24 protein-coding genes and 4 pseudogenes are annotated in these 24,090 nt (G+C 71.9%); 20 read left to right on the top strand and 8 right to left on the bottom strand.

The window, feature by feature from the left end:
- Positions 1–86 precede the first annotated feature (86 nt).
- From miaA to AC2W7A_RS01330, 3 genes and pseudogenes are all read left to right on the top strand, one after another.
- Entirely contained in the window at positions 87–974 is an 888-nt protein-coding gene (gene miaA / locus AC2W7A_RS01340; RefSeq protein ID WP_485989757.1) for a tRNA (adenosine(37)-N6)-dimethylallyltransferase MiaA, read from the top strand.
- A 115-nt stretch (positions 975–1,089) separates the two neighbouring features.
- Positions 1,090–1,206: pseudogene (locus AC2W7A_RS01335) on the top strand (amino acid transporter); the annotation flags it as partial.
- A 44-nt stretch (positions 1,207–1,250) separates the two neighbouring features.
- On the top strand, positions 1,251–1,403 hold the full coding sequence (locus tag AC2W7A_RS01330; RefSeq protein WP_485989756.1) for a hypothetical protein: 153 nt from the start codon (positions 1,251–1,253) through the stop codon (positions 1,401–1,403).
- Between the two features lie 153 nt (positions 1,404–1,556).
- Here the strand turns inward: AC2W7A_RS01330 and AC2W7A_RS01325 are convergent, their stop codons facing one another.
- Positions 1,557–1,874, bottom strand: a complete 318-nt coding sequence (locus tag AC2W7A_RS01325) for a hypothetical protein (protein ID WP_485989755.1) — start codon at positions 1,872–1,874, stop codon at positions 1,557–1,559.
- A 232-nt stretch (positions 1,875–2,106) separates the two neighbouring features.
- On the opposite strand from AC2W7A_RS01325, the gene AC2W7A_RS01320 reads away from it, so the two are divergent.
- From AC2W7A_RS01320 to AC2W7A_RS01300, 5 genes are all read left to right on the top strand, one after another.
- Positions 2,107–3,246, top strand: a complete 1,140-nt coding sequence (locus tag AC2W7A_RS01320; RefSeq protein WP_485989754.1) for a 1-acyl-sn-glycerol-3-phosphate acyltransferase — start codon at positions 2,107–2,109, stop codon at positions 3,244–3,246.
- Between the two features lie 52 nt (positions 3,247–3,298).
- The gene (locus tag AC2W7A_RS01315) at positions 3,299–5,446 is read left to right on the top strand and encodes a PEP/pyruvate-binding domain-containing protein (protein ID WP_485989753.1); all 2,148 of its coding nucleotides are present in this window, start codon (positions 3,299–3,301) and stop codon (positions 5,444–5,446) included.
- Between the two features lie 5 nt (positions 5,447–5,451).
- Positions 5,452–5,868, top strand: a complete 417-nt coding sequence (locus tag AC2W7A_RS01310) for a PEP-utilizing enzyme (RefSeq protein WP_485989762.1) — start codon at positions 5,452–5,454, stop codon at positions 5,866–5,868.
- 373 nt (positions 5,869–6,241) lie between these two features.
- A complete protein-coding gene (gene dapF / locus AC2W7A_RS01305; RefSeq protein WP_485989752.1) occupies positions 6,242–7,174 on the top strand; it encodes a diaminopimelate epimerase in 933 nt (310 codons plus the stop codon).
- A 98-nt stretch (positions 7,175–7,272) separates the two neighbouring features.
- Positions 7,273–7,476, top strand: a complete 204-nt coding sequence (locus AC2W7A_RS01300; protein ID WP_485989751.1) for a GrpB family protein — start codon at positions 7,273–7,275, stop codon at positions 7,474–7,476.
- 207 nt (positions 7,477–7,683) lie between these two features.
- On the opposite strand, the gene AC2W7A_RS01295 is transcribed toward AC2W7A_RS01300, so the two are convergent.
- The gene (locus AC2W7A_RS01295) at positions 7,684–8,286 is read right to left on the bottom strand and encodes a cadmium resistance transporter (protein WP_016997609.1); all 603 of its coding nucleotides are present in this window, start codon (positions 8,284–8,286) and stop codon (positions 7,684–7,686) included.
- Positions 8,283–8,642 carry a Cd(II)/Pb(II)-sensing metalloregulatory transcriptional regulator CmtR gene (cmtR, locus tag AC2W7A_RS01290; protein WP_006590980.1) on the bottom strand — a complete coding sequence of 120 codons (360 nt, stop codon included), beginning with the start codon at positions 8,640–8,642 and terminating at the stop codon, positions 8,283–8,285. Before cmtR ends, AC2W7A_RS01295 begins: the two co-directional genes overlap by 4 nt.
- Before the next feature lie 211 nt (positions 8,643–8,853).
- On the opposite strand from cmtR, the gene AC2W7A_RS01285 reads away from it, so the two are divergent.
- Complete coding sequence (locus tag AC2W7A_RS01285) at positions 8,854–9,426, top strand: recombinase family protein (protein WP_485989750.1); 573 nt, start codon at positions 8,854–8,856, stop codon at positions 9,424–9,426.
- Positions 9,427–9,715: 289 nt separating this feature from the next.
- Positions 9,716–10,035 (top strand): annotated as a pseudogene (locus AC2W7A_RS01280) (HigA family addiction module antitoxin).
- Positions 10,036–10,198: 163 nt separating this feature from the next.
- Here the strand turns inward: AC2W7A_RS01280 and AC2W7A_RS01275 are convergent.
- Positions 10,199–10,834 (bottom strand): class I SAM-dependent methyltransferase, encoded by a 636-nt coding sequence (locus AC2W7A_RS01275; RefSeq protein WP_485989761.1) that lies wholly within the window; start codon positions 10,832–10,834, stop codon positions 10,199–10,201.
- A gap of 410 nt (positions 10,835–11,244) precedes the next feature.
- Between AC2W7A_RS01275 and hflX the strand changes: the two genes are divergently transcribed.
- Together hflX and AC2W7A_RS01265 are read left to right on the top strand one after the other, a co-directional pair.
- Positions 11,245–12,861, top strand: coding sequence for a GTPase HflX (gene hflX, locus AC2W7A_RS01270; RefSeq protein WP_485989749.1), 1,617 nt, complete (start codon positions 11,245–11,247; stop codon positions 12,859–12,861).
- Entirely contained in the window at positions 12,861–14,957 is a 2,097-nt protein-coding gene (locus AC2W7A_RS01265) for an ATP-dependent DNA helicase (protein ID WP_485989748.1), read from the top strand. Before hflX ends, AC2W7A_RS01265 begins: the two co-directional genes overlap by 1 nt.
- 113 nt (positions 14,958–15,070) lie before the next feature.
- Here the strand turns inward: AC2W7A_RS01265 and lexA are convergent.
- A pseudogene (gene lexA / locus AC2W7A_RS01260) lies at positions 15,071–15,777 on the bottom strand (transcriptional repressor LexA).
- Between the two features lie 329 nt (positions 15,778–16,106).
- Between lexA and AC2W7A_RS01255 the strand changes: the two are divergent.
- From AC2W7A_RS01255 to AC2W7A_RS01220, 8 genes and pseudogenes are all read left to right on the top strand, one after another.
- Positions 16,107–16,475: a LysM peptidoglycan-binding domain-containing protein gene (locus AC2W7A_RS01255; RefSeq protein WP_485989747.1), complete on the top strand. Its 369-nt coding sequence runs from the start codon at positions 16,107–16,109 to the stop codon at positions 16,473–16,475.
- A gap of 150 nt (positions 16,476–16,625) precedes the next feature.
- Positions 16,626–17,732 (top strand): histidinol-phosphate transaminase, encoded by a 1,107-nt coding sequence (locus AC2W7A_RS01250; protein WP_485989746.1) that lies wholly within the window; start codon positions 16,626–16,628, stop codon positions 17,730–17,732.
- A gap of 189 nt (positions 17,733–17,921) precedes the next feature.
- The gene (hisB, locus tag AC2W7A_RS01245; RefSeq protein WP_485989745.1) at positions 17,922–18,539 is read left to right on the top strand and encodes an imidazoleglycerol-phosphate dehydratase HisB; all 618 of its coding nucleotides are present in this window, start codon (positions 17,922–17,924) and stop codon (positions 18,537–18,539) included.
- Positions 18,539–19,197: pseudogene (gene hisH / locus AC2W7A_RS01240) on the top strand (imidazole glycerol phosphate synthase subunit HisH). Before hisB ends, hisH begins: the two are co-directional and overlap by 1 nt.
- Positions 19,197–19,352, top strand: coding sequence for a hypothetical protein (locus AC2W7A_RS01235; protein ID WP_485989744.1), 156 nt, complete (start codon positions 19,197–19,199; stop codon positions 19,350–19,352). Before hisH ends, AC2W7A_RS01235 begins: the two are co-directional and overlap by 1 nt.
- A gap of 150 nt (positions 19,353–19,502) precedes the next feature.
- Positions 19,503–20,288, top strand: a complete 786-nt coding sequence (gene priA, locus AC2W7A_RS01230; RefSeq protein ID WP_485989743.1) for a bifunctional 1-(5-phosphoribosyl)-5-((5-phosphoribosylamino)methylideneamino)imidazole-4-carboxamide isomerase/phosphoribosylanthranilate isomerase PriA — start codon at positions 19,503–19,505, stop codon at positions 20,286–20,288.
- Positions 20,289–20,416: 128 nt separating this feature from the next.
- Positions 20,417–21,283, top strand: coding sequence for an SseB family protein (locus AC2W7A_RS01225; RefSeq protein ID WP_485989759.1), 867 nt, complete (start codon positions 20,417–20,419; stop codon positions 21,281–21,283).
- Positions 21,284–21,510: 227 nt separating this feature from the next.
- Complete coding sequence (locus AC2W7A_RS01220) at positions 21,511–22,785, top strand: trypsin-like serine protease (protein WP_485989742.1); 1,275 nt, start codon at positions 21,511–21,513, stop codon at positions 22,783–22,785.
- Positions 22,786–22,871: 86 nt separating this feature from the next.
- On the opposite strand, the gene AC2W7A_RS01215 is transcribed toward AC2W7A_RS01220, so the two are convergent.
- The 3 genes from AC2W7A_RS01215 to AC2W7A_RS01205 form a co-directional block, all read right to left on the bottom strand.
- A complete protein-coding gene (locus AC2W7A_RS01215) occupies positions 22,872–23,099 on the bottom strand; it encodes a hypothetical protein (RefSeq protein WP_485989741.1) in 228 nt (75 codons plus the stop codon).
- A gap of 8 nt (positions 23,100–23,107) precedes the next feature.
- Positions 23,108–23,332, bottom strand: coding sequence for a hypothetical protein (locus tag AC2W7A_RS01210; RefSeq protein WP_485989740.1), 225 nt, complete (start codon positions 23,330–23,332; stop codon positions 23,108–23,110).
- Between the two features lie 251 nt (positions 23,333–23,583).
- On the bottom strand, positions 23,584–24,090 hold a 507-nt coding region (locus AC2W7A_RS01205; RefSeq protein WP_485989739.1), incomplete at its 5' end, for an NAD(P)H-dependent oxidoreductase.

Here is a 24,090-nt window from a genome sequence, read left to right as displayed (position 1 = left end):
GCGGTGGCCACCAGCCTGGGACACTGCCGTCGCTCGACCCGCGTTCCTGATGCCCCCACAGGCCCAGGCGTAGCGACCGGCGCCCGGTGATCGCCGTCGTCGGGGCCACGGCCACCGGCAAGTCCGCACTGGCCGTGGCCCTGGCCCGGCGGGTGCACGGGGAGGTCGTCAACGCGGACGCGCTGCAGTTCTACCGGGGCATGGACATCGGCACCGCCAAGACCACCGCTGAGGAGCAGCAGGGGGTTCCGCACCATCTGCTGGACGTCCTGGACGTCACCGAGGAGGCCTCCGTGGCCGCGTTCCAGGAGCAGGCCCGGGACCTGTTCGCGCAGATCCGTGGCCGGGGGAGGACGCCGATCCTGGTGGGCGGCTCGGGGCTGTATGTGCGGGCGGCGCTGGACGTGCTCGAGTTCCCGCCCACCGACCCTGCGGTGCGTGCGTGCGTCGAGGCGGAGCTGGCCGAGCGGGGAGCGGCCGCCCTGCGGTCCGAGCTCGCCGCGGTGGACCCGGAGTCCGCGCAGAACGTGAAGGACGAGCGCCGTCTGGTCCGCGCCCTGGAGGTCCACCGGATCACCGGCCGTGCCTTCAGCTCCTACATGCCGCAGCGGCAGACCCATCCGGACGTGGCGCCGGCCGTGCAGGTCGGGCTGCGGATCGACCGTGCCGTGCTGCACGAGCGGATCGCCGCCCGCGTGCACGCCATGGTGGAGGACGGGCTGGCCGAGGAGGTGCGGCGGCTGGAGACCGTCGGTCTGCGCGAGGGGAAGACCGCGTCCCGGGCGATCGGCTACGCGCCCTTCCTCGCCGTGCAGGACGGGGAACTCACGCAGGCCGAGGCGATCGAGCAGACGATCGTGGCCACCCGCCGCTTCGCCCGCCGCCAGGAGACCTGGTTCCGCGCCGACCCGCGCGTGCACTGGGTGGACGCCCTCGCCGAGGACGTGGTGGAGCAGGCGCTGGCCGTGCTCTGAGCTGTCCGTTCTGTGCCGCGGACCGAGCAGTGCCGCCGACCGAGGGCCGTCCGCACTGTGGGCGGTGTGCGCACCGGTGCGTGGCGGTCCACCGACGGCCCTGTCCTCGGGCACCATGGGGACCCTCGCCGTCACCGGTCTGCTGACCGGACTCGCTCTCATTGTGGCCGGCACGGCCGGCATCGGCGCGGTGGTGCAGGCGGTGCCGTGGCTGCTCGAGGCGCTGCGTTGGGCCGGCGCGCTGTACCTGTTCTGGTTCGCTGTTTCTTCGGCTCGGTGCTCTGGTTCACGGTCCTGGGATACGGAGCCCGCGGGCTGTCCCGGATCCTGGCGAGCCCTCGGGCCTGGCGGGTGCTGGACGTGGTCATCTCGGTGGTCTTGGCGGCCCTCGCCGTGAAGCTGGTCCTGGAGTCGAGCGTCTGGGGCTAGGGCGTCGTGCCATCCGAGCTGCGAGGTGCGAACCTGGCGCAGTGGTCTCGCGGACCCGCACGTCGTCGTGCGCCGGAGGCGGGACACGGCGGGCGTGGCTCCGGTGGCGCTCCGGCGGCGCCACGCCGCCCATCGTCAGGGACGTCGCTCGCTTCAGTCGCCGGATTGGCTCCCGCCACCGGCCCCGAGGCTGCGCAGACGCTCCTGCATGAGCTGCTCCAGCGGTTCCACCGGGATGTTCCGCAAGGAACTCAGGGGTGAAGCGCAGCGAGCAGTGGTGCGTGGAGGCCTGCAGCATCCACAGGTTGGTGTTGTCTCGAGGACGTAGGTGGGCAGGTTCCGCTTCAGCGCTTTCCCGGCATCGGGTGCGATGCGGCGGCTCATGTCGCGCAGCTGCTCGAGATGTGGCCGCTGATGGGCCTCCAGCTGGGCGAAGAAGTCGTCGGGGTCTGAACGCTTCGGCATGGTCATGGGATTCCTCGTCGGTCTGGGGCGGGTCAGCATACGCCCGCGATCCCACAGCCCCCTGTGCGGCAGAGCCCTGGTCCGCGACCGCCGTTCCGCCGGCAGGATCCGGTCCGGTAGCACGGATCCTCCACAGCGGACCTTCGCTCTCGGCGCATCCCCTTGCCGTCCGTGATGGTGGCACACCTCACACGGCGCAGGCTACGGTGCTGGACATCAGAGGGAAGGGGGCCTGCCCATGGCATTCAGCGCACCCGCGGCCGGCACCGGACCGAGCACCTGGCACCGCGGCCTGACGAAGGTCCTTGTGGCAGCCGCGTTCGGACGCCCCAGGATCCTCGGAGAGGTCCGCCCGGCCCGCGCGTTGCGACGAGGCCGCCGTACCCGTGCAACCGCCGGCGAGCGCCCGCGCCTCTACATCGCCAGCCACCGCAACGGGGCCATCGACGGCTGTGTCCTGGCCTCCGCCGCGCCCGGCGCGCAGTTCCTCGTCTCGGCCCAGCTGCTGCGCCATCCGCTGCTGCGACTGCTCTTCACCGGCATCCCGGTGGTCCGGCCGAAGGACGTGGAGCGGTACGGCATGGACCCGTCCGAGATCGCGGACCCGGTGACCGCCGGTGTGCGTCATCTGGCCGCCGGGGGAGACCTCGTGGTACTGCCGGAGGGCACGTCCGAGTGGTCCCACGCCCCGCAGCCCTATCGGAAGGGTGCGGCACGGATCGTGGCGGCCTGCCACGCGCGGGGCGTGGACGTGGAGGTGCTCCCGGTCGGGCTGTTCTACTCGGCCCCGGACCGGTACCGCTCCCGCGTGGAGGTCCTCCTCGGGGACCCCGTCCGCCTTCCCGACGACGGCCGCTCGCCTCAAGGTCCCTCCTCGCCCGGTGTTGACTCACCCGGTGCCGGAGCCCCCGAGCGTGCGGAGGTCGACCGCCTTCACGAGGTCCTCTCCGCCGCCCTGGACGCGGTGTCTGTGGACTGCCCGGACGAGGCCTCCTTCAAGGCAGTGCTCTCCGCCGCCGGCGCCGATGCCCGGGACGGGGAGGGGTTCACCGAGTCCTTCCTGGCCCATCAGCGCCAGGCGCGGGTGGGACGGCTGCCGCTGCCGGGCGTCCCGGTCCCGCGTTGGCCGCGGGTGCTCGGCCTGGCGCTGCAGGCCCCGATCGCCCCGGTGCTCGCCACCGCATGGGCGGTGGGGAGAAGGCGGACGGCGGTGAACACGGTCAGCTTCTTCCGGGTGCTCGGCGGCACCGGGGCGGCCCTGCTGTGGGCCCCGGTGCTGGCGGGGCTCACCGTGGCCAGGCCATTCGCGGGCGCGGCCGCGCTGGTCTCCACCGCCGCAGGCTGGGCCCTGCTCGGCACGAATCGGTGGCGGCTGTAGCCGAGTTGAACTCAGACCACTGCCCACGCCACGGACACCCAGGAGAGACACCATGGCCCTGATCATCGACTTCCACCACGAGGATGCCGCCGAGCTGGCCGTGTCCGGAGGCAAGGGCGCGTCCCTGGCCCGCACGGCGCGGGCGCTGCCGGTGCCGCCGGGGCTGGTCGTCACCGCCGAGGCGTACCGGGAGCTGGTGAAGGACGTGGCCCCGCAGCTGCGTGAGGTCCTGGCCCGCCTCGACGCCGGTGAGATCGACGTGGACACCGCCGCCGCCCAGGCCCAGGAGCTGATCCTCTCCGCCGAGGTCCCCGAGTCCTGGCGCACCGAACTCACCGCGCTGATGGAGCATGCAGACCTGACCGACCACGCGGTGGCCGTGCGCTCCTCCGGCACCATGGAGGACCTGCCCGGTGCCGCCTTCGCCGGCCAGCACGACACGCACCTGGGCGTGCGCGGCGTGGGTGACGTGCTGGCCAAGGTCCTGGCCTGCCACGCCTCCCTGTGGAACGCGCACGCCATGCGCTACCGGCAGCGGCTCGGGGTGGACCACCTCGAGGCGGCGATGGCCGTCGTCGTGCAGCAGATGGTGGAGGTGGGCGCCGAGGAGGCGGCCGGCGTCGCCTTCTCCGTGGACCCGGTGCGCGGGCAGATGGGGCATGTGCTGATCAACGCGGCCTTCGGCCTGGGCGAGACGGTCGTCGGGGGAGAGGAGCCGGTGGACGAGTACATCGTGGCCCGTCAGGGGCACGAGCAGGTCGCCGAGACCATCGCGGAGAAGCCCCACGCCCTGGTCTCGCTGCCCGACGGCGGCACAGAGGAGGTGGACCTGTCCGCCGAGCACGGGGCCCGCCCCGCGCTGACCGAACAGCAGCGTGCGGAGGTCGCAGACCTGGCCGTCGCGGCGGAGGTCCACGCCGGGTTCCCGCAGGACATCGAGTGGGCCTTCTCCGACGGCCGCCTGTTCCTGCTGCAGTCCCGGCCGGTCACCCGCGTGGCGGCCCGCCTCACCCGCGACGAGTCCGCGGAGCGGTTCCCCACGCCCATTGCCCCGCTGACCTGGGACCTGGTGGAGGACGGCTTCCACCGCTCCCTGAACCACTCCTTCGACCTCATGGGCCTGCCGCCGTTCGACGACAAGTGGTTCGTGATGAAGGACTCCTGGATCTACGGCAACCAGACCGCTGTGGAGCTCTACGCGGACCGGCTGCCGCTGCGGATGCTCACGGACGCCGAGTCCCTCGAGGCGGCCATCCCGGAGATCATCCGGGACTACTCCTGGGTGCAGCAGCTGCCGCTGCAGTGGGCCCGTGACCTGGACACCTACCTGCTCGCCCTGGGCCGGCTCGACGCGGTGGACCCGGACTCCATGGACCTGCCGGCCCGCTGGGGGCACGTCAAGGCCATCGCCGCGGCCGGCAACGCCTACTTCCTGCCGAACATCGCCATCTCGCTGACCCAGCGCACCCTCTACGGGGCGCTGCAGCGGATGCTGTCCATGGCGATGAGTGCGGAGCAGGCGCAGCAGGTGTTCGAGCAGCTCATCTCCGCCACGGACACCAAGACCGGCCAGGTCAACGCCGAGCTCTGGGATCTCTCCCGCACCCTGCGCGCCACCCCGGACCTGATGGAGGCGCTCACCGCGGACGGCGCGTCCACCATGGTGGGGCGGCTGCAGGACTGGCCGGAGTTCGCTGCCGGGTTCGCCCGGTTCCTGGGCCGCCACGGCCACCGTGAGCTCGACTTCGACGCCTACCACCCCACCTGGGTGGAGGCCCCGCACATCGTCCTGGACCAGATCCGCCTGATGGCCGGCCGCGAGGATGAGGACCACGCCGCCGCGGACCGCAAGGCCAAGGTCACCGCCATGGAGACGGAGCTGGCCGTCCTCGCGCAGGTCCCGGACCCGCTGCGCTACCTGGTGCAGGAGGTCATCCGCCTCGCTCGCGAGTACACCGCCCTGGACGACCTGGAGCACTACCAGACCACCCGCATGACCCCGATCCTGCGCAGGGCCGTCCGCTCCCTGGGTGCCGGCCTGGTGGAGCAGGGCGTCCTGTCGGACCCCATGGACGCGTTCTTCCTGCCGGTGGCGGACCTGGACGCCGCCTTCGGCGGCACCGGCGAGGGGCGCGACGACGGCCACGCGCCCTCGGCAGGTGAGGGCGCGCCGTCGGGAAGCAGGACCTGGCGCCGTTGACGGCGGTGGCCGCCGAGCACAAGGCCGCCTACGAGAAGGCGTGCGCCGGCACCCCGGACTGGGTCTGGGGTGAGGCGGCGGCCGAGGAGGTGGACGGCGATGCGATGGTCGGTGCCGCCGGCAGCCCGGGTTCCGTGGAGGGCGAGGTGTTCCTGGTGCACGGGCCGGAGGACTTCGCGTCGTTCCCGGCAGGGGCGATCCTCGTGGCGCGCACCACCAACCCCGCCTGGACCGCGCTGTTCTACCAGGCGACCGGCGTGATCACCGAGTCCGGCGGAGCACTGTCGCACGGCGCCGTGACCGCGCGCGAGCTTGGGCTGCCGGCCGTCATGGCCATCCGCGGCGTGATGCAGCGGCTGCGCAACGGGCAGAAGGTGCGCGTGGACGGGTCGGCCGGGGTGGTGTCGCTGGTGGAAGGGTGAGTGGATCGGTGTGTATCAGGGATCTGGGTTGCCGAAGGGCACCGTCTGGCCCGAACTGCCCACAGTCCGGAGCGCCTCCTGGGCCTCGACGCCGGTGGTGAGCCTGTACAGGTTGAAGGCCCCGGTCCTCGAAAGTGTGGAGGTCGACGGGGTCCGTGACCCAAGACGCAGACGAGCTCATGGCGTGCCGGGAGCGGATGAGATCGGACGGTCACCGCAACGGCTGCTGATGCTGATCCGGAAGAGCCGCGGCGCAGGTGGGTGCCTCCAGCAGAGAAGCACGCTGGACGTCGTGTCGAGGTGTGAGCAAACATGCGGAAGACGCGCCATTCCCGCGAGGACTTCGCACTCTCGTGGCTCTAGGCTTGTCCGCATGAGCCAGCATCGCGCCGCAGCCCTCGACGCCCTGACCGGTCAGCCCTTCGCCAAGGGACACGGCACCGGGAACGACTTCGTCCTCATCGCCGACCCGGACGGCACGGTGCGCATCGAGGCGGACCAGGCGGCCGCGCTCGCCGACCGCCACCACGGCATCGGCGCGGACGGTGTCATCCGTGCCGTGCCCTCGAAGCACCTCTCCGAAGGTCAGGCGCTGCTCGCCGAGCACCCGGACGCCGAGTGGTTCATGGACTACCGCAACGCGGACGGCTCCGTGTCCGAGATGTGCGGCAACGGTGTGCGCGTGTTCGTGCACTTCCTCCTGGCCGAGCAGCTCGTCACCCTGGACGCCGGGCAGACCCTGACGATCGGCACCCGTGCCGGCGTGAAGCACGTGACCCGGATGGAGCACGGCTACGCCATCGACATGGGCCCGTGGAGCTACATCGACCCGGAGCTGGCCCAGGAGGCCGCCTCGGACTCGGTGGTGGAGGCGACCGGCCTGGAGGACCCCCGCCCGGCGCTGTCCATTTCCATGGGCAATCCGCACACCGTGGTCCCGGTCGAGTCGTTCGACGCCCTCGAGGGCCTGGACCTGACCCGTGCCCCGCACGTGGAGCCGGAGCCGCCGCACGGGACCAATGTGGAGTTCGTGGCCGCGTTCGAGCCCATGATCCGGGAGTCCGTGGGACGGGTGCGGATGCGCGTGCACGAGCGCGGAGTGGGGGAGACCCAGTCCTGCGGCACCGGTGCGTGCGCGGCCGCGACCGCCATGCGCGCCTGGGCCGGCCCCGAGGGGTGCGACTCCTGGCTGGTGGAGGTCCCCGGCGGCGTGCTGGCGATCGACTTCGTCATGAACGCCGACGGCAACGAGCATGTGGTGCTGGCCGGCCCGGCCGAGCTGGTCTTCCGCGGCACCCTGGGCTGACCCGGCTGCGTTTTCGTTCGCGAAACGGGCGAGTCCCGGAGCACTTTCGCTCGGGAGAACGTCGGGTCTCCGAGCGGGATCGTTCGGGAGCGCGTCGGGTGGGGGCGGTGACCGTCCATCCTGACGACAGCGCGGTCCGTCTCGTCGACCCCAGTTGCGAGACCTGGCGAGCACGGGCCGCGGAATACGCTGAACGCATCCACGCCGCCGTGCCGGGTGCTCTCGTGCGGCACATCGGCCCGACCTCTTTCACGGGGATCCGGGCGACGGACATGGTCGACCTGCTGGTCGGGCGTCAGTAGGGACCGCATCGGTGCCGCGCGTTCCGCCCTCGACGGCATCGGCTTGGACGAGCACACTGTGGCTTCGTTCGCTTGGTGGCGGGGTTTTTGTAGCGCTCCGTGGCGGTCTTGTTGCCGCGATCACGCAGGACCGGCTGCAGGTAGGTGTCGCGGTCTGAACCGAGAGGGGTGCGCCCGGTCGGGGCCGTTTAGATCGCTGCCGCTACGTCAGAGTCCGAAGGCTCCACCGCTGACAAGGATCACGATGCCGAGGCCGATGAGAACAATGGGGAAGAGGATGTGCTCCCAGCGTTCGAGCACTTCGGCGATCGGGGGGCGGGTGGCGACGAACTTTGCCAGGGCCACCAGGACCGCGACAAGCGCGAGGAAGACGATGCAGTAGGCGACTACTGCGAGAGGTTCCACGCTGAGGAAGACAGGGGTGTAGACGCCGATGTTGTCGCCGCCGTTGGCAAGGGTGACGCCTGCGACTGTCCACACGCCGACCTTCTTGCCGGCAACCTTGGCCTCGTCGTCATCGTCGTCATCGTCTCCGCGCCAGGCCTGCCATGCGGCCCAAAGGCCGAGGCCCAGAGGGATGAGACCGAAGTACGGGATGGCTGCCGAGGGCAGGAATGCTCCGGCGCCGATGGTCACCAGGACCGCGGCACCGAGGATGCCGGCGAATCCGAGGTACTGGCCGGCCAGAATGCGGGCGGTAGTGCCGCGCTGGCCTGCCCCTCGCGCGAAGAAGAGGGAGAGCACGATGATGTCATCGATGTTGGTCGCTGCGAACAGGCCCATCGCCTGCAAGACCGAGGTGAGGATCATGCGCCCTCCCCAGCTGCGTCGCATCCCGGAAGCGAGCAGGCGGGATCGATGCACGGGGCGTCTTCGTCCACTGCCAGGGTGGCATCGACCAGTGCCGTCAGCGCCTGCGCCAGGTGCGAATCGGCGATCTCATATCGTGTCCGACGACCCTCGGGCTCGGAGACGACGATCCCGCAATCGCGCAGGCATGCCAGGTGGTTGGACACGTTCGGGCGTGTCAGGTCCAAATCTCGGGCCAGTTCCGCCGGGTAAGCGGGATGGTCGAGCAGGGTCAAGATGATCCGGGATCGAGTGGGGTCGGCCAGTGCACGACCCAGGCGGTTCATCACGTCGAGACGCGAAGCAATAGTCAGCATGCACTGAACTATACAGCATGCACTGAACTACACAGCGCGCACTGAACACTCGGTCACAGGCGTCAGCCCAGATCGCCTGCCCGTAAGGGGATCCTTCACCGTACGTCGAGCGAGCTTCCTCCTCGACGACTTTTTATGAGGGATCGTCATGTGCGCAAGACCCGTACGGTGACATGTGCGGTGAGGGGAGGGTAACTGCAACAATGGGGACATGCATGTCGGCTACGCGCGCGTCTCGACTCTCGAGCAAGACCTCTCGGCCCAACGGGAAGCGCTCGAGCGCCTTGGAGTCGAGAACAAGGACATCTACTTCGACCACGGCCTGACGGGAACGACCCGCGCCCGGCCCGGGCTGCGCGAGGCACTGGCCGCGACCCGGGACGGCGACACCCTGGTGGTGACCAAGCTCGACCGGCTGGCCCGCTCGCTCCCGGACGCGAGGGACATCGCGGACGAGCTCACCATCAAGGGAGTGGCGCTCAGTCTCGGAGGCAGCGTCTACGACCCCAACGACGCCGTCGGCCGGTTGCTGTTCAACGTGCTCGGCATGGTGGCCGAGTTTGAGGCGGACCTCATCCGCCTGCGCACCCGTGAAGGCATGGCCATCGCCAGATCCAAGGGCAAACTCAAAGGCAAGAAGCCCAAGCTCTCGCCCTCTCAGCGCAAGCACCTGCTGACGTTGCACACGGCCGGCGAGCACACCCAAGCCGAGCTGGCCGAGCTGTTCAACGTATCCCGCACCACCATCTACCGCGAGCTGCGCCGCACCACGGCCGACACCTGACCGCGCCTGCACCGCCACATAGCGATCACAGAAACCCGCCACCAAGCCATGACACCCACAAGTACACCCAGCGGAAGACTGACTTCGTGCAGGCGGTGTTGGACATGAGCCATGTGGTGCATTCCACATCCTTCTCCCGCTATGACGGTGGCCCCGTTATAGCCCGATCAGGAGAAAGCAGACGGTTCGGATAACCAGTACGCCGAACGCTTGTGGGATGAGCATTGCAGCATCCACGTCAACGCGCAGTGGCGGATCTGCTTCACCTGGACGGAAGGAGGCGCGGAGGATGTCGACGTCGTCGACTACCACTGAGCCGGATCGCATCGACCCGATCCACCCGGGGGAGATCCTCCTCGTGGATTTCATCCGCGGGTCGACCTCTCGCAGAACCGGGAGGCCGTCGCCCTCGGCGTGCCTCCTCGGCGCATCAGCGAGATCGTCCTGGGCAAGCGCGGCATCACCGCGGACACCGCCATCAGGCTGGCCCGATTCTTCGGGACGTCTGAAGAGTTCTGGATGAACCCCCAGGCCAATGACGAGCTCCGCATGCAGCACCCGGCGCTGGAAGGGCAGCACGAGCAGATCCAGCCCTTGCGGGTCGCCTGAGCACTTTGCATCAGTGCCTATCGCCCCGCCCCCCCTTCGCGAGCGAAATAGCGCCCGGCCCGGGTCCTGTTTCGCGAGCGAAAATGCGCCCGGACGCGACGGTTTCCCGTACGAAAGCGCTGCGGGACTCGACGATTTCCCGAACGGCAACGCCGGGGGAGGGTCAGGCCCGGCGGCTGACCTTGAGGATCCGGAAACCCTTCACCGTGTCCGCACGCTCGGCGGTGAACTCGCCGGGCGCCTGCTCTTCCAGCATCGCCCGGATCCACGGCAGCAGCGAGTCCGCGCCCAGGTTCTTCTGCACCACCAGCCACGCCTCGCCGCTCGGGTTCAGCGTCGGCAGCCACCGTTGCAGCAGCGCGTGCAGGGCCGGCTTTCCGATGCGGATCGGCGGGTTGGACCAGATCAGGTCGAACCCGGCGTCCTCGGGCACCTCCTCCGGGCGCACCGCGGTCACGTTCGCCGCGCCCACGGCCTCGGCGTTGTCCCGGCACAGGGCGATCGAGCGCTCGTTGACCTCCACCGCGGTCACCTGCGCGCCGGGGGACTGCATCGCCATGGTCAGCGCGATCGGGCCCCAGCCGGCACCCACGTCCAGGAACGCGCCCTCGGCCGGCGGCTCCGGCACCACGGCGAGCAGCGCTCGGGTGCCCTTGTCGATCCCCTCGGGGGAGAAGATCCCGTTGGCGGTCTGTACGCGCACCTCGCGTCCGGCCAGCTCGACGCTGATCGTGCGGCGGCGTTCCGGGGTGTCCGGCTCGGAGGAGAAGTAGTGGGTGCTGTCGGTCACGGCCACGATCGTACCGGCGCCCGTCCCGCGGCCTCCTTCCCACCCCGGTTCCGCCCGCGGCGGACGCCCCGTGCACATCCGCCGCTCGGTTCTGTAGGCTGTCCCGCATGTTCCTGATGTACATCTGAGCCCACCGGCTCGAGCACCGCTCGCCGACAGCTCCGCCTCCGCCCGCACCGTGAGTGCCCCTGTGGCGCGCCCCGCGCGCCCGAATCCGGAGGCGACCAGGAACCCGCCCTGCCGTGGCAGACCCACCCGACCGTCCGTCGTCGTGGATCCCCTCCTGCACAGGGTGCGCCCGTCCCCAGCATGTCGCCCACGCGGTCCTGACGCAGACACCACCCACTACGCTTGAGAGCCGGGCCGGGAAGCGCCCGCGCGGCACCGACGCCGCCGCCTTCGCCGGCCCAGAGGAGACCATGACCCAGAAGAACAGCCACACCCCGGACGTCGACCCGCAGCAGCCGGGGGACGACGACATCCAGGCGGTCATCGACCGCATCCTCGCCACCCACGGCGGGGACCAGGACCAGACCCCCGACGACGGCCGCTCGCCGTCCGCCGCCGGCCTCGCCTCCGAGGACGGTGAGGACCGCGGCTCCGCCCTCTCCGGCCGGGCCCTGGCGCTGTCCGACGGCGGGCACGGCCACACCGGCTACGACGGCGACCAGGACGAGCTCGCAGCACGCAATGCCCTGCGCCGCGTGGCAGGACTGTCCACCGAGCTCGAGGACATGTCCGAGGTCGAGTACCGCCAGCTGCGCCTGGAGCGCGTGGTGCTCGCCGGCGTCTGGACCGAGGGCTCGGCCGAGGACGCGGAGAACTCCCTGCGCGAGCTCGCCGCGCTCGCCGAGACCGCCGGCTCCGAGGTCCTGGACGGCGTGATCCAGCGCCGCCACACCCCGGACCCGGCCACCTTCCTCGGCAAGGGCAAGGCCCAGGAGCTGCGGGACATCGTGGCCATGGCCGGCGCGGACACCGTGGTGGTGGACTCCGAGCTCGCCCCGTCCCAGCGCCGTGCGCTGGAGGACGTGGTGCGGGTGAAGGTCATCGACCGCACCGCGCTGATCCTGGACATCTTCGCCCAGCACGCGAAGTCCCGTGAGGGTCGCGCCCAGGTGGAGCTGGCACAGCTGGAGTACCTGCTGCCGCGCCTGCGCGGCTGGGGCGAGTCGATGTCCCGTCAGGCCGGCGGTCGCGCGGCCGGCGGTGAGGGCATCGGCTCCCGTGGCCCCGGTGAGACGAAGATCGAGCTGGACCGCCGCCGCATCCGCACCCGCATGGCGAAGCTGAAGAAGGACATCGCCGGCATGAAGCCGGCCCGCGAGGCCAAGCGTGCCAACCGGCGCCGCAACAAGGTGCCCTCCGTGGCGATCGCCGGCTACACCAACGCCGGCAAGTCCTCCCTGCTCAACCGCCTCACCAAGGCGGGCGTGCTCGTGGAGAACGCCCTGTTCGCCACCCTGGACCCCACCGTCCGCAAGGCGGTCACCCCGGACGGCATCGGCTACACGCTCTCGGACACCGTGGGCTTCGTCCGCAACCTGCCGACCCAGCTCGTGGAGGCGTTCCGCTCCACCCTGGAGGAGGTCGCGGACTCGGACGTCATCCTCCACGTGGTGGACGCCTCCCACCCGGACCCGGAGGGGCAGATCGCCGCCGTGCGCGGCGTGCTCGCCGAGGTGGACGCGCAGCGGATCCCGGAGATCATCGTCCTGAACAAGGCCGACGCCGCGGACCCGGCCGTGATCGCCCGCGTCCGCGCCAAGGAGCCGCACACCGCGGTGGTCTCCGCGCGCACCGGCGAGGGCATCGAGGCGCTGGAGCAGCTGATCTCGGACACCATTCCGCGGCCCAATGTGCCCATGGAGGTGCTCATCCCGTTCACCCACGGTGAGCTGGTCTCCCGCCTGCACTCCCCGGACGCGGAGATCCTCTCCGAGACCTACGAGGAGGGCGGCACCCGCCTGCACGTGCTCGTCCGCCCGGACGTGGCCGGGGAGATCGAGGCCTACCGCGTGGACCGGCAGGACTGATGCGGCCGAGCACGCAGAACACCCCGCGCACGGACCGCGAACGTGAGGCCCTCGCGCTGCTGGACGCCGCCGTCAAGGCGACCGGCGGCCAGCACCGCGAGGGCCAGCGCGAGATGGTCCTGCAGGTCGCCCGGTCCCTGGAGTCCCGCCGGCACCTGCTGGTGCAGGCCGGCACCGGCACCGGCAAGTCCCTGGCCTACCTGATTCCGGCGCTGCAGCACGCCATGGAGCAGGAGGACCCGGTGGTGGTGGCCACCGCGACCCTCGCCCTGCAGGCGCAGATCATGCGGCGGGATGCCCCGCGCCTGGTGGAGGCCCTCAAGGACGAGCTGCCGCGCGAGCCCGTGGTGGCCCTGGTCAAGGGCCGCTCCAATTACCTGTGCCGGCACAAGGTGGACGGCGGCTACCCGGGGGACGAGGACGCCGAGACCCTCTTCACCGTGGCCGACGACGGCGGCATGCTCTCCACGAACGCGGACGAGGACTCCGGCCCCACCACTTCGCTGGGCCGTGAGGTGGTCTACCTGCGCAAGTGGGCCGAGACCACGGACACCGGGGACCGGGACGACCTCGAGGTCCCCGTCACGGACCGGGCCTGGCGGCAGGTCTCGGTCTCCGCGATCGACTGCCTGGGCGCCTCCAAGTGCCCGGTGGCGGAGGAGTGCTTCTCCGAACGCGCCCGAGCCGACGCCGCGGACGCGGACGTGGTGGTCACCAACCACGCGATGCTCGCGATCTCCGCGTTCGAGGGCCTGGCCGTGCTGCCGGAGTACTCCGCGGTGATCGTGGACGAGGCCCACGAGCTGCAGGACCGCGTCACCGGTGCGGTCACCGGCCAGCTGTCCGGGTCGATCGTCCTGGGCGCTGCCACGTCGCTGCGCCGCCACGGGAATGTGGCCGTGGAGGACCTGGTCTCCGCCGCCGCGAGCCTCGATGCCGCCTTCACGCCCTGCCCCTCCGGCCTGCTGGCCACCGGCCTGGACGACGCGCAGGAGACCGCCCTGAACGCCGTGCTGGCCGCCGTGCGCCAGTGCCTGTCCGACCTCGGCACCGGCAAGGACACGGAGGCCGACGGCGGCCGTCAGATGGCCCGCGCCCGCGCCCTGGACGTGCTCGAGGTGACCGAGCGGATGCTCGCCGCCCAGCCGGACGCCGACTTCCCCGAGGTCGTCTGGGCCACCCGCCCCGGCCACTTCGAGCCGGGCGTCGGCTGGCAGCCGGGCAACGAGGAGGACCCGCCGCAGCTCTATGTCGCCCCGCTCTCGGTGGCCGGCAAGCTGCGCGAGGGCCTGTTCGGCACCGCCACCACCGTGCTCACCTCAGCCACGCTGACCGTGGGCACGGGCGAGCGCCGCTTCGACTCCGTGGCCGGGGACGTGGGCCTGGCCGGCCCGGACGCCCCGAAGTTCACGGTGGCGGACGTCGGCAGCCCCTTCGACTACCCGAAGCAGGGCGTTCTCTACGTGGCCCGCCACCTCCCCAAGCCCGGCCGCTTCGCCTCCGAGGAGTCCCTGGACGAGCTGGAGCGGCTGATCAAGGCCTCCCGCGGCGGCGCGCTCGGCCTGTTCTCCTCGCGCCGTGCCGCGGAGGACGCCGCCGAGGCGATGCGCCGCCGGGTGGGCAAGGACATCGAGATCCTCTGCCAGGGGGACGCCACCCTCTCGGCCCTGGTGAAGCAGTTCGCCGCGGAGCCGGACACCTGCCTGTTCGGCACCATGAGCCTGTGGCAGGGCGTGGACGTGCCCGGCCCGTCCCTGCGCCTGGTGGTGATCGACCGCATCCCGTTCCCGCGGCCGGACGACCCGCTCTCCCTGGCCCGCACCCGCGCGATCAGCAGCCACGGCGGCAACGGCTTCATGGCCGTCTCCGCCACCCACGCCGCGATCCGCCTGGCCCAGGGCGCAGGCCGCCTCATCCGCTCGGTGCAGGACAGGGGCGTGGTGGCCGTCCTCGACTCCCGCCTGGCCACCGCCCGCTACGGCGGGTTCCTGGCCTCCGCGCTGCCGGACTTCTGGCGCACCACGGACCCGAAGACTGTGGAGGGAGTCCTCGGCCGCCTCGCGGACTCCGCGGAGCAGTCCGCGGACGGGCGCTGACGCCTCTTTCCGACGACGGCCGCCCGCCTGCACGAGAGCCCCTCACCCGATTGCTCGGGCGAGGGGCTCTCGTGCGTGTACGGTGCGCCGGGTGCCGGGCGGTGCAGGTGCGCTCAGAGGGCCCGCAGCACGGTGACGACACGGCCCATGATCGTGGCGTGGTCGCCGAGGATCGGCTCATAGGCGGTGTTCTGCGGCAGCAGCCAGGTGTGGCCGTCGCGCTGGCGGAAGGTCTTCACGGTGGCCTCGTCGTCCAGGAGGGCGGCCACGATGTCCCCGTTCACGGCGGTGCTCTGCCGGCGGACCACCACCCAGTCGCCGTCGCAGATCGCCGCGTCCACCATGGAGTCGCCGGAGACCTTGAGCATGAACAGCTCGCCCTCGCCCGTGAGCCGTCGGGGGAGGGCCATGACGTCCTCCACCTGCTGGTCCGCGAGGATCGGCCCGCCGGCGGCGATGCGGCCGACCCACGGCACCGGGACGGAGTCGCCGTCCTCGGTGCCGGTGTGCCAGGTGGGCAGGGCGGAGACCACGGCGTCGCCGTCGGCGGCCTCGGCCTCCGCGGGCGGGAGCCTGTGGCGGCTGCGGCGGTCTCCGCGGCCGGCTCCCCGGAGGCGGACAGGAGCGTCCCGTCCTCGTCCCGAAGCACCTCGAGCGCGCGCGGCCGGCCGGGGTGGCGGCGGAGGTAGCCGAACTGCTCCAGACGGGTGAGCTGGTGCTTCACGGAGGACAGGGAGCCCAGGCCGGCGGCGTCGCCGATCTCGCGCATGGACGGCGGATAGCCGTGCTCGGCGATGGAGGCGCGGATCGTCTCCACGATCGCGCGCTGGCGAGGGGTGAGCGACTGGGGCGTCTCGGCGGGGTTCTCCGGGGTCTGGGGGGTGGCCATGGCGATCCGTTCGTGCTCGGCGGCGTCGGCGGCGTTCCTTATCGTGTCCGGCCCCCTGGTGTGCTGTTCGGCGTTACCTGGAAACGGGCGGACCGCGGCGGAATCCGTGGTTCGACCGTAGCCCAGGCGGCTGACCGATTCAAAGATATGTTCGAACTCGGCATGGCGTGTCTCGAAGACGTGTGCTAGAAAGGTGTTCGAACAGATCGAACGGATGTTCGAACAGCCTGCTCCGGCAGGTGGAAAGGCAAGGCAGCACCATGAACGCTCGCACCAGCTCCGTCACCCGTACCGGCGCCGCCCAGGCCGCCGGCTGGCGACTGAACCGTCGCGGCCGCTTCGTCCTGCGCGGCCTGCCCGTGATGGTCCTCGCGGCCGTGCTCACCGCCCTTGCGGCCACGGCGCTGTCCATCACCCTGTCCCCGGCGGCGGTGTCCTCCAGCCAGGCCGGCGCGGACCTGGACAAGGTCGTCGTGATGCCGGGGGACAGCCTCTGGGACATCGCCGGTCGCGTGGACCCGCAGGCCGACCGCTTCGAGACCATGGAGCGGATCACCGAGCTCAACGGCCTCGAGGGCCGCACCCTGGAGACCGGTGAGGACCTCTTCGTCCCTGCCTTCACCGACTGACCCGCGCAGACCCCGCCGCGGCCTCCGTCGCCCAGCCCCCTTCCTCACACCCAGACCCCGCCGCCGCCCGGCGTGCTTCCCCTGCGTCGCCGCAGCGCTCTCGGGCGTCACGCGGCGGCGCCGGCGGCGGCGGTTCCTAGACTGATCGCCATGACCGATCTGGACGCCCTCCCGCTCCGCGAGTCCCTGCGGGGACACAGTCCCTACGGCGCACCTCAGCTGGAGGTGGCCGTCGCTCTGAACACCAACGAGAACACGCATCCGGTGCCCCCGGTCGTCGCGGACGCCATCGCCGAGTCGGTCGCCGCGGTGGCCGGTGGCCTCAACCGCTACCCGGACCGTGAGTTCGAGGAGCTCCGCATTCGCATGGCCGACTACCTCGGCCATGGGCTCACCCCGGCACACCTCTGGGCCGCCAACGGCTCGAACGAGGTCCTCCAGCAGGTCCTCCAGGCCTTCGGCGGCCCCGGCCGCTCCGTGCTGAGCTTCCTGCCGTCCTACTCCATGTACCCGCTGCTGGCCTCCGGCACGGACACCGAGTTCATCGACGGCGGCCGCGCCGCGGACTACACGCTCTCGGCCGAGCACGCCGCCGGCTGCATCCGCGCCCACCGCCCGCACCTGGTGTTCCTGGCCTCCCCGAACAACCCGACCGGCACGGCCCTGTCCCTGGACACGATCCGCGCCGTCTACGACGCCACGGAGGAGGTCACCGCCGAGGGTGGCCCCGCCGCCATGGTGGTGGTGGACGAGGCCTACGCCGAGTTCGCACAGGCCGGCACCGAGCCGGCGCTGACCCTGCTGGAGGGGCGCCCGCGCCTGATCGTCACCCGCACCATGTCCAAGGCCTTCGCCCTCGCCGGCGTGCGCCTGGGATACATGGCCGCGGACCCCGCCGTCTGCGACGCCCTGCGCCTGGTCCGCCTCCCGTACCACCTGTCCGCCGTGAGCCAGGCGACCGCCAACGCGGCCCTGCGGCACGTGAACACGCTCCTGGAGACCGTGGAGGAGATCAAGGTGCAGCGGGACCGGATCGTGGACACCCTCCGCGAGTACGGGCTGACCCCGTCCGTCTCGGACTCCAACTTCGTGTTCTTCGGCGGCCTCGACGACTCCCACGCCGTGTGGCAGGCACTGCTCGAGCGCGGCGTGCTCGTCCGGGACGTGGGCATCCCGCACCACCTGCGCGTCACCGCCGGCACCGAGCAGGAGACCACCGCGTTCCTCACCGCCCTGGCAGAGGTGCTCGGCCGCTGAGTCCGGGGCGGCACAGGTGTCGGCCCGTCCACCGGCACCGGCCCGTCCACCGGCACCGGCCGGTCCACGGACCGGGAACCGGCCGCCGGCACCCGCACCGCCCTCGCCGCCTCCGTACGATGGGAGGCGAATCCCTGACCGCCCGGTCGTCCCGGCCCCGTCCGACGACCACCCCCAGGAAGGACCGCCGTGGCAGCAGAGCTCGTCTCCGGACGCCGCGCCCGCATGCAGCGCACCACCAGCGAGTCGGACGTGTACGTCGAGCTGGACCTCGACGGCACCGGCACCGCCGAGATCTCCACCTCCGTGCCGTTCTACGACCACATGCTCACGGCGCTGTGCAGGCACTCCCAGATGGACCTGACCGTCCGCGCCGCCGGCGACACCCACATCGACGTGCACCACACGGTCGAGGACGTCGCCATCACCCTCGGCGAGGTCCTGAAGACCGCGCTCGGTGACAAGCGCGGCATCCGCCGGTTCGGCGAGGCCTCAGTGCCGCTGGACGAGGCGCTGGCGCGCGCCGTCGTCGACGTCTCCGGCCGGCCCTACCTTGTCCACGAGGGTGAGCCGGAGGGGCAGCAGTACCACCTGATCGGCGGCCACTTCACCGGGTCGATGACCCGCCACGTGTTCGAGTCGATCACCTACCACGCGTCGATCTGCCTGCACATGGACGTTGTGCGCGGCCGGGACCCCCATCACATCGTCGAGGCCCAGTTCAAGGCCTTCGCCCGGGCCCTGCGTGCCGCCGTGGAGGACGACCCGCGCGTCACGGACATCCCGTCCACGAAGGGTGCTCTCTGATGGCGAGCCCGACCTCCGTCCCCGGCGTGAAGCCGACCGTCGCCGTCCTGGACTACGGCTCCGGCAACGTGCACTCCGCCGTGCGGGCCGTCGAGCGTGCCGGTGCGGACGTGGAGCTGACGAACGACCCGGACGCCGTGCTCAATGCGGACGGCCTGATCGTCCCCGGCGTCGGAGCCTTCTCCGCCGTGATGGAGGCCCTCGTGTCCTCGGGCGGCACCCGGTGGATCGGCCGCCGCGTGGCCGGCGGCGCCCGGTGCTGGGCATCTGCGTGGGCCACCAGGTCTTCTTCGAGCAGGGCGTGGAGCACGGGGAGCGCACGGACGGCATGGGGGAGTGGCCCGGCGTCGTGGAGGAGTTGCAGGCGGACGTGCTGCCGCACATGGGCTGGAACACCGTCCGCCCTCCGGAGGACACCGTGCTCTTCCGCGGCATCGAGGACGAGCGCTTCTACTTCGTCCACTCCTACGGGGTGCTGAAGTGGGAGTTCGACCAGTCGATCGCCGCCATGAGGCCCCCGCAGGTCACCTGGGCCCACCACGGCACGGACTTCGTGGCGGCGGTGGAGAATGGTCCGCTCAGCGCCACCCAGTTCCACCCGGAGAAGTCCGGGGACGCGGGGGTGCAGCTGCTCACCAACTGGCTGGAGTCCCTCTGATGCCGTACTGGTCCATCCTCTACCTCGGCCTCGGCGGCATCCTGCTCGGCGCGGCCTGGTCCATGCGCCAGCAGCGCGCCCCGCTCTGGGGCATCGTGATCGTCCTGGTGCTGGCCGCCATGGCGATCGCCGCCGCGTTCCTCACCGTCCCCTGACGGCCCGCCCCGTCCGGCGGGCCACCGCTCCGCGCTCGGCCCACCGAACCAGACCTCGCCGAACCAGACCTCGCCGAACCAGACCCCGCTGAACCCCGACGACGGCCGCTCACCGCGGCCGGTCGTCCCACCGACCGAAGGGATCACCCGATGACCTCCTCCCGCAAGGCCCTCGAACTGCTGCCAGCCGTGGACGTCCAGGACGGCCAGGCCGTCCGCCTTGTCCAGGGCGAGGCCGGCTCGGCCACCGGCTACGGCGACCCGCTGGTCGCCGCCCTGGACTGGCAGAACGCCGGTGCCGAGTGGATCCACCTCGTGGACCTGGACGCCGCCTTCGGCCGCGGCGACAACCGCGCCGTGATGCAGCGCGTCGTCGAGGAGCTGGGCGTGAAGATCGAGCTCTCCGGCGGCATCCGAGACGACGCCTCGCTGGAGAACGCCCTGGCCATGGGCGCCACCCGCGTGAACCTCGGCACCGCCGCACTCGAGGACCCGGAGTGGACCGCCCGGGTCATCGAGCAGTACGGCGAGCAGATCGCCGTCGGCCTGGACGTGCGCGGCACCGTGCTCGCCGCCCGCGGCTGGACCAAGGAGGGCGGCGACCTTTGGGAGGTCCTCGAGCGCCTCGAACAGGCCGGCTGTGCCCGCTACGTGGTCACGGACGTGACCAAGGACGGCACCCTCAAGGGCCCGAACACGGAGCTGCTGGCCCAGCTGTGCGCCAAGACCTCCAAGCCGGTCGTGGCCTCCGGCGGCATCTCCTCCCTCGAGGACGTCGCCGCGCTGGCCGCCATGGTCGGCCAGGGAGTCGAGGGCGCGATCATGGGCAAGGCGCTCTACGCCGGCCGCTTCTCCCTCGAGCAGGCGCTCGCCGTGGCCTCCGGCGCCTCCGTGGACGAGGCCCGTGCCGCCCACCCCTTCGAGGCGGCCGAGTGACCGGCGCAGGACCGGGGCGACCGGCCTCCGAGGCGACTGAGTCGGACGGAGCGTCCGAGCACACGGTCGAGGTGCCCCGCACGGGAGGCCGCGAGCTGCCCGGCCACATCCGCGCGGCGCTGGACCGCATGCGGGAGAAGACCGCGGGGGAGAACACCGCGGACACCGCCGGCGTCCCCTGGGAGGGGCGTGACCTCGCCGGGGAGGGCCTCGAGGGGTCGAAGAACCCGCTGCACGTCTTCGACGAGGACGACGGCACGAGCCCGGCCGAGTGGACGGAGGTCATGGCCAAGCTGGAGACCAGCGCGGCGGACGAGACGCACGTGACCGATGTGCTGTCCCGCATCCGTGTGTTCGCCGCGGTGGTCCCGACCCTCGCCGTGGACGAGGCCGACGTGCACGATCACGCCGACCACTCCGGTCACGAGCACGACCTCTCCGAAGGCGACAAGGCCGCCGACGTCGCACTGGTGACCATGCGCGCCGCCGACGGCCGGCAGGCGCTGCCCGTGTTCACCTCGGTTCCGGCCCTGACGGCATGGAACCCGGAGGCCCGTCCCGTGGCCGTGTGGATGCCGCGCGCCTGCCTGTCCGCCGTGGACGAGGGGTGCGAGCTCGTCGTCGTGGACGCCGGTGCCCAGCACACCTACGTGGTGCGGCGTCCGGCCGTCTGGGCGCTGGCCCAGCAGAAGGACTGGACTCCGTCCTACTGGGATCAGGAGATCGCCCAGGAGATCGGCTCGGTCGCGGACCTCGTGCCGGGCCTGCTGAACCTGGGGCTGGCCCCGGGCACGGGCGTGGCCACCGAGTCCGCGTCCGGCCAGGTGATGAACGGCGGCGGATCCGGGCCGGAGCTGCAGGTCGTCGCCATGCCGGAGAAGGGCGCGGACGAGGCCTCCGTGCGACTGATGACCACCACGCTGCGGATGTTACTGGCGGACCTGCCGCTGCTCGCGGAGCGGGCGGACTCCGTGCAGATCACCGTGCGCCGCTGACAGACCCGGAACGCTGACCCGTTCCGCGGCGCATCGGCCCACCGTGCACCGGCCCACCGTGCACCGGCCGCCCTCCGGTGCGCCGACCGGATCGGACCTGCGGTCCGGAAAGGACCGGTGGCCCAGGTCTGGCCCTGATCTGGGCGCCTGGGTAGCGTTCCACAGAAAGACATCGCTCCGGCGGGCCGTCTCGGCCCGTCCCCTGACCTCGAGCGGAGGCACCCCCCATGCTCATCGACCGCGCCCACCTGAACCGTCACCTGCTGCCCGGCACCGCCGTCGCCGGTGCCGCAGCCGTGGCCTGCGCCGGCTCGGCGCTCGCCGCCCCGGTGGTGACCCAGGGGGCCGCGCTCTCGGTGCCCGCCGGGGACTGCTCCCTGACGGTCGTCAGCGAGACCACGGGCTACACCGCGGAGCACTGCGGCGCCGGGGTCTGGCAGGTCGGCTCGCCGGTGTTCGGCGCGGACGGAGACCTCGTCGGCACGGTGTCCGGGATGTCCGGGGACACCGGTGTGGACGCGGTGCGCGTCGCCCTCGAGCCGGGTGTGGAGGTCATCGGGGACTGGTCGACCCGCTCGCCGCATGACGTCGATCCGGCCGAGACGCTGTACACCCACGGCTCCTCGGTGCCGCTGGGGCACTCCAACACGCTGTCCCATGCCGGCACCTTCGACATCTCCGAGGTCTGTGATGACGTGTACTCGGACCAGGTGGCGCTGGACCGTGCGAGCACGCATCCCGGTGACTCCGGCGGTGCCGTCTACGACGTGCAGCAGCGGGTGGTCGGCGTGATCTCCGGCGTCGCCCCGCTCGAGTACGACGCCCAGGGCAACCTCGTCGGCTGCAACGGGGACACGATGAGCACCATCTTCGTGCCGGTGGACGCGCTCGGGAAGCTGTCCGGCCCGGCAGAGGCGGTCGCCCCCGCGGACGAGGCCGCGCCTGCCGAGGAGCCGGCCGAGGCCGCTCCCGCCGAGGAGCCTGCGGAGACCGCTCCCGCCGAGGAGCCTGCGGAGACCGTTCCCGCCGAGGGTGCCTCCAGCGAGGACGTCTCCGCAGCGGGCGCGTCGTCGGAGACCGTCGCGGAGGAGCCGGCCATGACCGACACCGCCGCCGCGGAGGAGGAGACCGCGCCGGTCGCCGCCTGGGCGCCCCGCGACCTCTACCAGACGGTCGTGCCGGCCCGGCACCACGCCGGGGGCCTGTCCTACGTGACCACGCCGGTCGGGGGCACCGCCGCGGGAACGCCCATGGCTCTGCGCTCGGCCAACGGCTTCGACGTCGCGGAGGTGATCGCCTACGACGCCGACGGCTACCCGACCGGCATGGCGACCCTGGACGCCCAGGGGCAGGACACCCTGTGGGCCACCGTTCCCGGAGAGGTCCCGGAGGGCGGGTGGATCACCGTCACCACCGTGCAGTCCGGGGACGCCCAGGACCGGCTCGACCTGACGGTCGGCGAGGACTCCGTGTCCTCGCAGGGCACCACGGTCCTCTACTGACGCCCCCGGCGAGGCGCCCGACGGCGATCGCCTGGGCGTCGGCCGGCGTCCGCCCGGGCTCCCGAAGGGGCCGGTGAGCGGGCCCCTCAGTCCGCCTGGAGGCGGGTGTCCAGGTCGGTGAACACCCGGCCCAGCACGGCCACGTCCTCGTCGGAGAGGTCGTCCAGGAACAGGTCGTGCACGTCCCGTGCGTGCAGGACGGCGGCCCGTCGGAAGGCGTCGGCCCCGTCCTCCGTGAGCACGGCGTCCGTGCCCCGGCGGTCCTCGGCGGTGCAGCGGCGCTCCACCAGTCCGCGCTCGGACAGGGACTTCACCAGGTACGTCAGCCGTGAGGGGGAGAAGACGAGGCGGCGGCGAGCTCGCCCATGCGGAGTCGGTGGTTCGGTGCGTCCGTAAGCAGGAGCAGGACGTTGTAGTCCGCCAGCGTCAGGTCGGACGCCGCGCGCATGGACTGCTCCAGCCGGTGGACGAGCCGGGCGCTGGACTCGAAGTAACGGCGCCAGACCTCCCGCCGGTCCTGCTGTGACGATCCCTCCGTGCCCGCCATGGTTCTCCTCCTGCCTCCGGAACGGTCAGTGCCTTCCCAGTATGGCCGCGAACGGGGTCTCCGCCGGGGACGGCGCGTCCCCGGACGGTGCGTCACCGGGCGTAGACGGCGCCTCGGAGGCCTCGGACGCGGAGCCGGGGTCGGGCGCCGGGGTGTCCTCCGGCGGCCGGCCTGCCGCGGGGACCCGGAGGGGGTGACGTGGCGCAGGACGGACTCCGCCAGGGACCGGCCCGCCGCGTCGATGCGACGCGTCAGCGCCTCCGTGCCGTCGGACGAGGCGGCCGCGCCCCAGCGTCGGTAGCCGCGAACACGCCGCGGGGCAGAGCATGCGCCCCGAGCTGGGCGAACAGGGGCCGCAGGCCCGTGTCGATCACCAGGCTGTGCCGTGCGGTGCCGCCGGTGGCCCCCAGGAGCGTGGGCACCCCGGTGAGGGCCCCGTCCTCCACGAGCTCCCAGAACGCGCGGGACATGCCGGCCACGGACGCCTTGTAGGTGGGGGCGACCGCCACGAGGGCATCGGCCTGGAGGACGTCCTCCAGGGCCTGGTCCAGCCGCGGGTCGCGGACCGTGCCCACATGGGCCTGGGCCACGGCCACGGCGAGCGTCCGCAACCGGACCTCTGCGGTGTGCACTGTCAGCCCCTGACGCTCCAGGTGGAGGCGGGCCGCGTCGCCGAGCCGGTCGGCGAGCCGGCCCGTCAGGGACCGCTCGCCCATGCGCCGGACACCACGGCCAGGCGCACCGTGGAGGCCGAGGCG

The sequence above is a fragment of the Micrococcus sp. LASM2_SD2 genome, assembly GCF_057364565.1.
Note: the sequence above shows the minus strand (reverse complement) of the source record. Positions and strands in the feature narration are given on the sequence as shown.

Coding starts and splice junctions, on each gene's coding strand:
- AC2W7A_RS01325 (WP_485989755.1), bottom strand. CDS start 1,874: ATGACCATGCCGAAGCGTTCAGACCCCGACGACTTCTTCGCCCAGCTG.
- AC2W7A_RS01320 (WP_485989754.1), top strand. CDS start 2,107: ATGGCATTCAGCGCACCCGCGGCCGGCACCGGACCGAGCACCTGGCAC.
- AC2W7A_RS01315 (WP_485989753.1), top strand. CDS start 3,299: ATGGCCCTGATCATCGACTTCCACCACGAGGATGCCGCCGAGCTGGCC.
- dapF (WP_485989752.1), top strand. CDS start 6,242: ATGAGCCAGCATCGCGCCGCAGCCCTCGACGCCCTGACCGGTCAGCCC.
- AC2W7A_RS01295 (WP_016997609.1), bottom strand. CDS start 8,286: ATGATCCTCACCTCGGTCTTGCAGGCGATGGGCCTGTTCGCAGCGACC.
- cmtR (WP_006590980.1), bottom strand. CDS start 8,642: ATGCTGACTATTGCTTCGCGTCTCGACGTGATGAACCGCCTGGGTCGT.
- AC2W7A_RS01285 (WP_485989750.1), top strand. CDS start 8,854: ATGCATGTCGGCTACGCGCGCGTCTCGACTCTCGAGCAAGACCTCTCG.
- hflX (WP_485989749.1), top strand. CDS start 11,245: ATGACCCAGAAGAACAGCCACACCCCGGACGTCGACCCGCAGCAGCCG.
- AC2W7A_RS01265 (WP_485989748.1), top strand. CDS start 12,861: ATGCGGCCGAGCACGCAGAACACCCCGCGCACGGACCGCGAACGTGAG.
- AC2W7A_RS01255 (WP_485989747.1), top strand. CDS start 16,107: ATGAACGCTCGCACCAGCTCCGTCACCCGTACCGGCGCCGCCCAGGCC.
- AC2W7A_RS01250 (WP_485989746.1), top strand. CDS start 16,626: ATGACCGATCTGGACGCCCTCCCGCTCCGCGAGTCCCTGCGGGGACAC.
- AC2W7A_RS01235 (WP_485989744.1), top strand. CDS start 19,197: ATGCCGTACTGGTCCATCCTCTACCTCGGCCTCGGCGGCATCCTGCTC.
- priA (WP_485989743.1), top strand. CDS start 19,503: ATGACCTCCTCCCGCAAGGCCCTCGAACTGCTGCCAGCCGTGGACGTC.
- AC2W7A_RS01225 (WP_485989759.1), top strand. CDS start 20,417: ATGCGGGAGAAGACCGCGGGGGAGAACACCGCGGACACCGCCGGCGTC.
- AC2W7A_RS01220 (WP_485989742.1), top strand. CDS start 21,511: ATGCTCATCGACCGCGCCCACCTGAACCGTCACCTGCTGCCCGGCACC.
- AC2W7A_RS01210 (WP_485989740.1), bottom strand. CDS start 23,332: ATGGCGGGCACGGAGGGATCGTCACAGCAGGACCGGCGGGAGGTCTGG.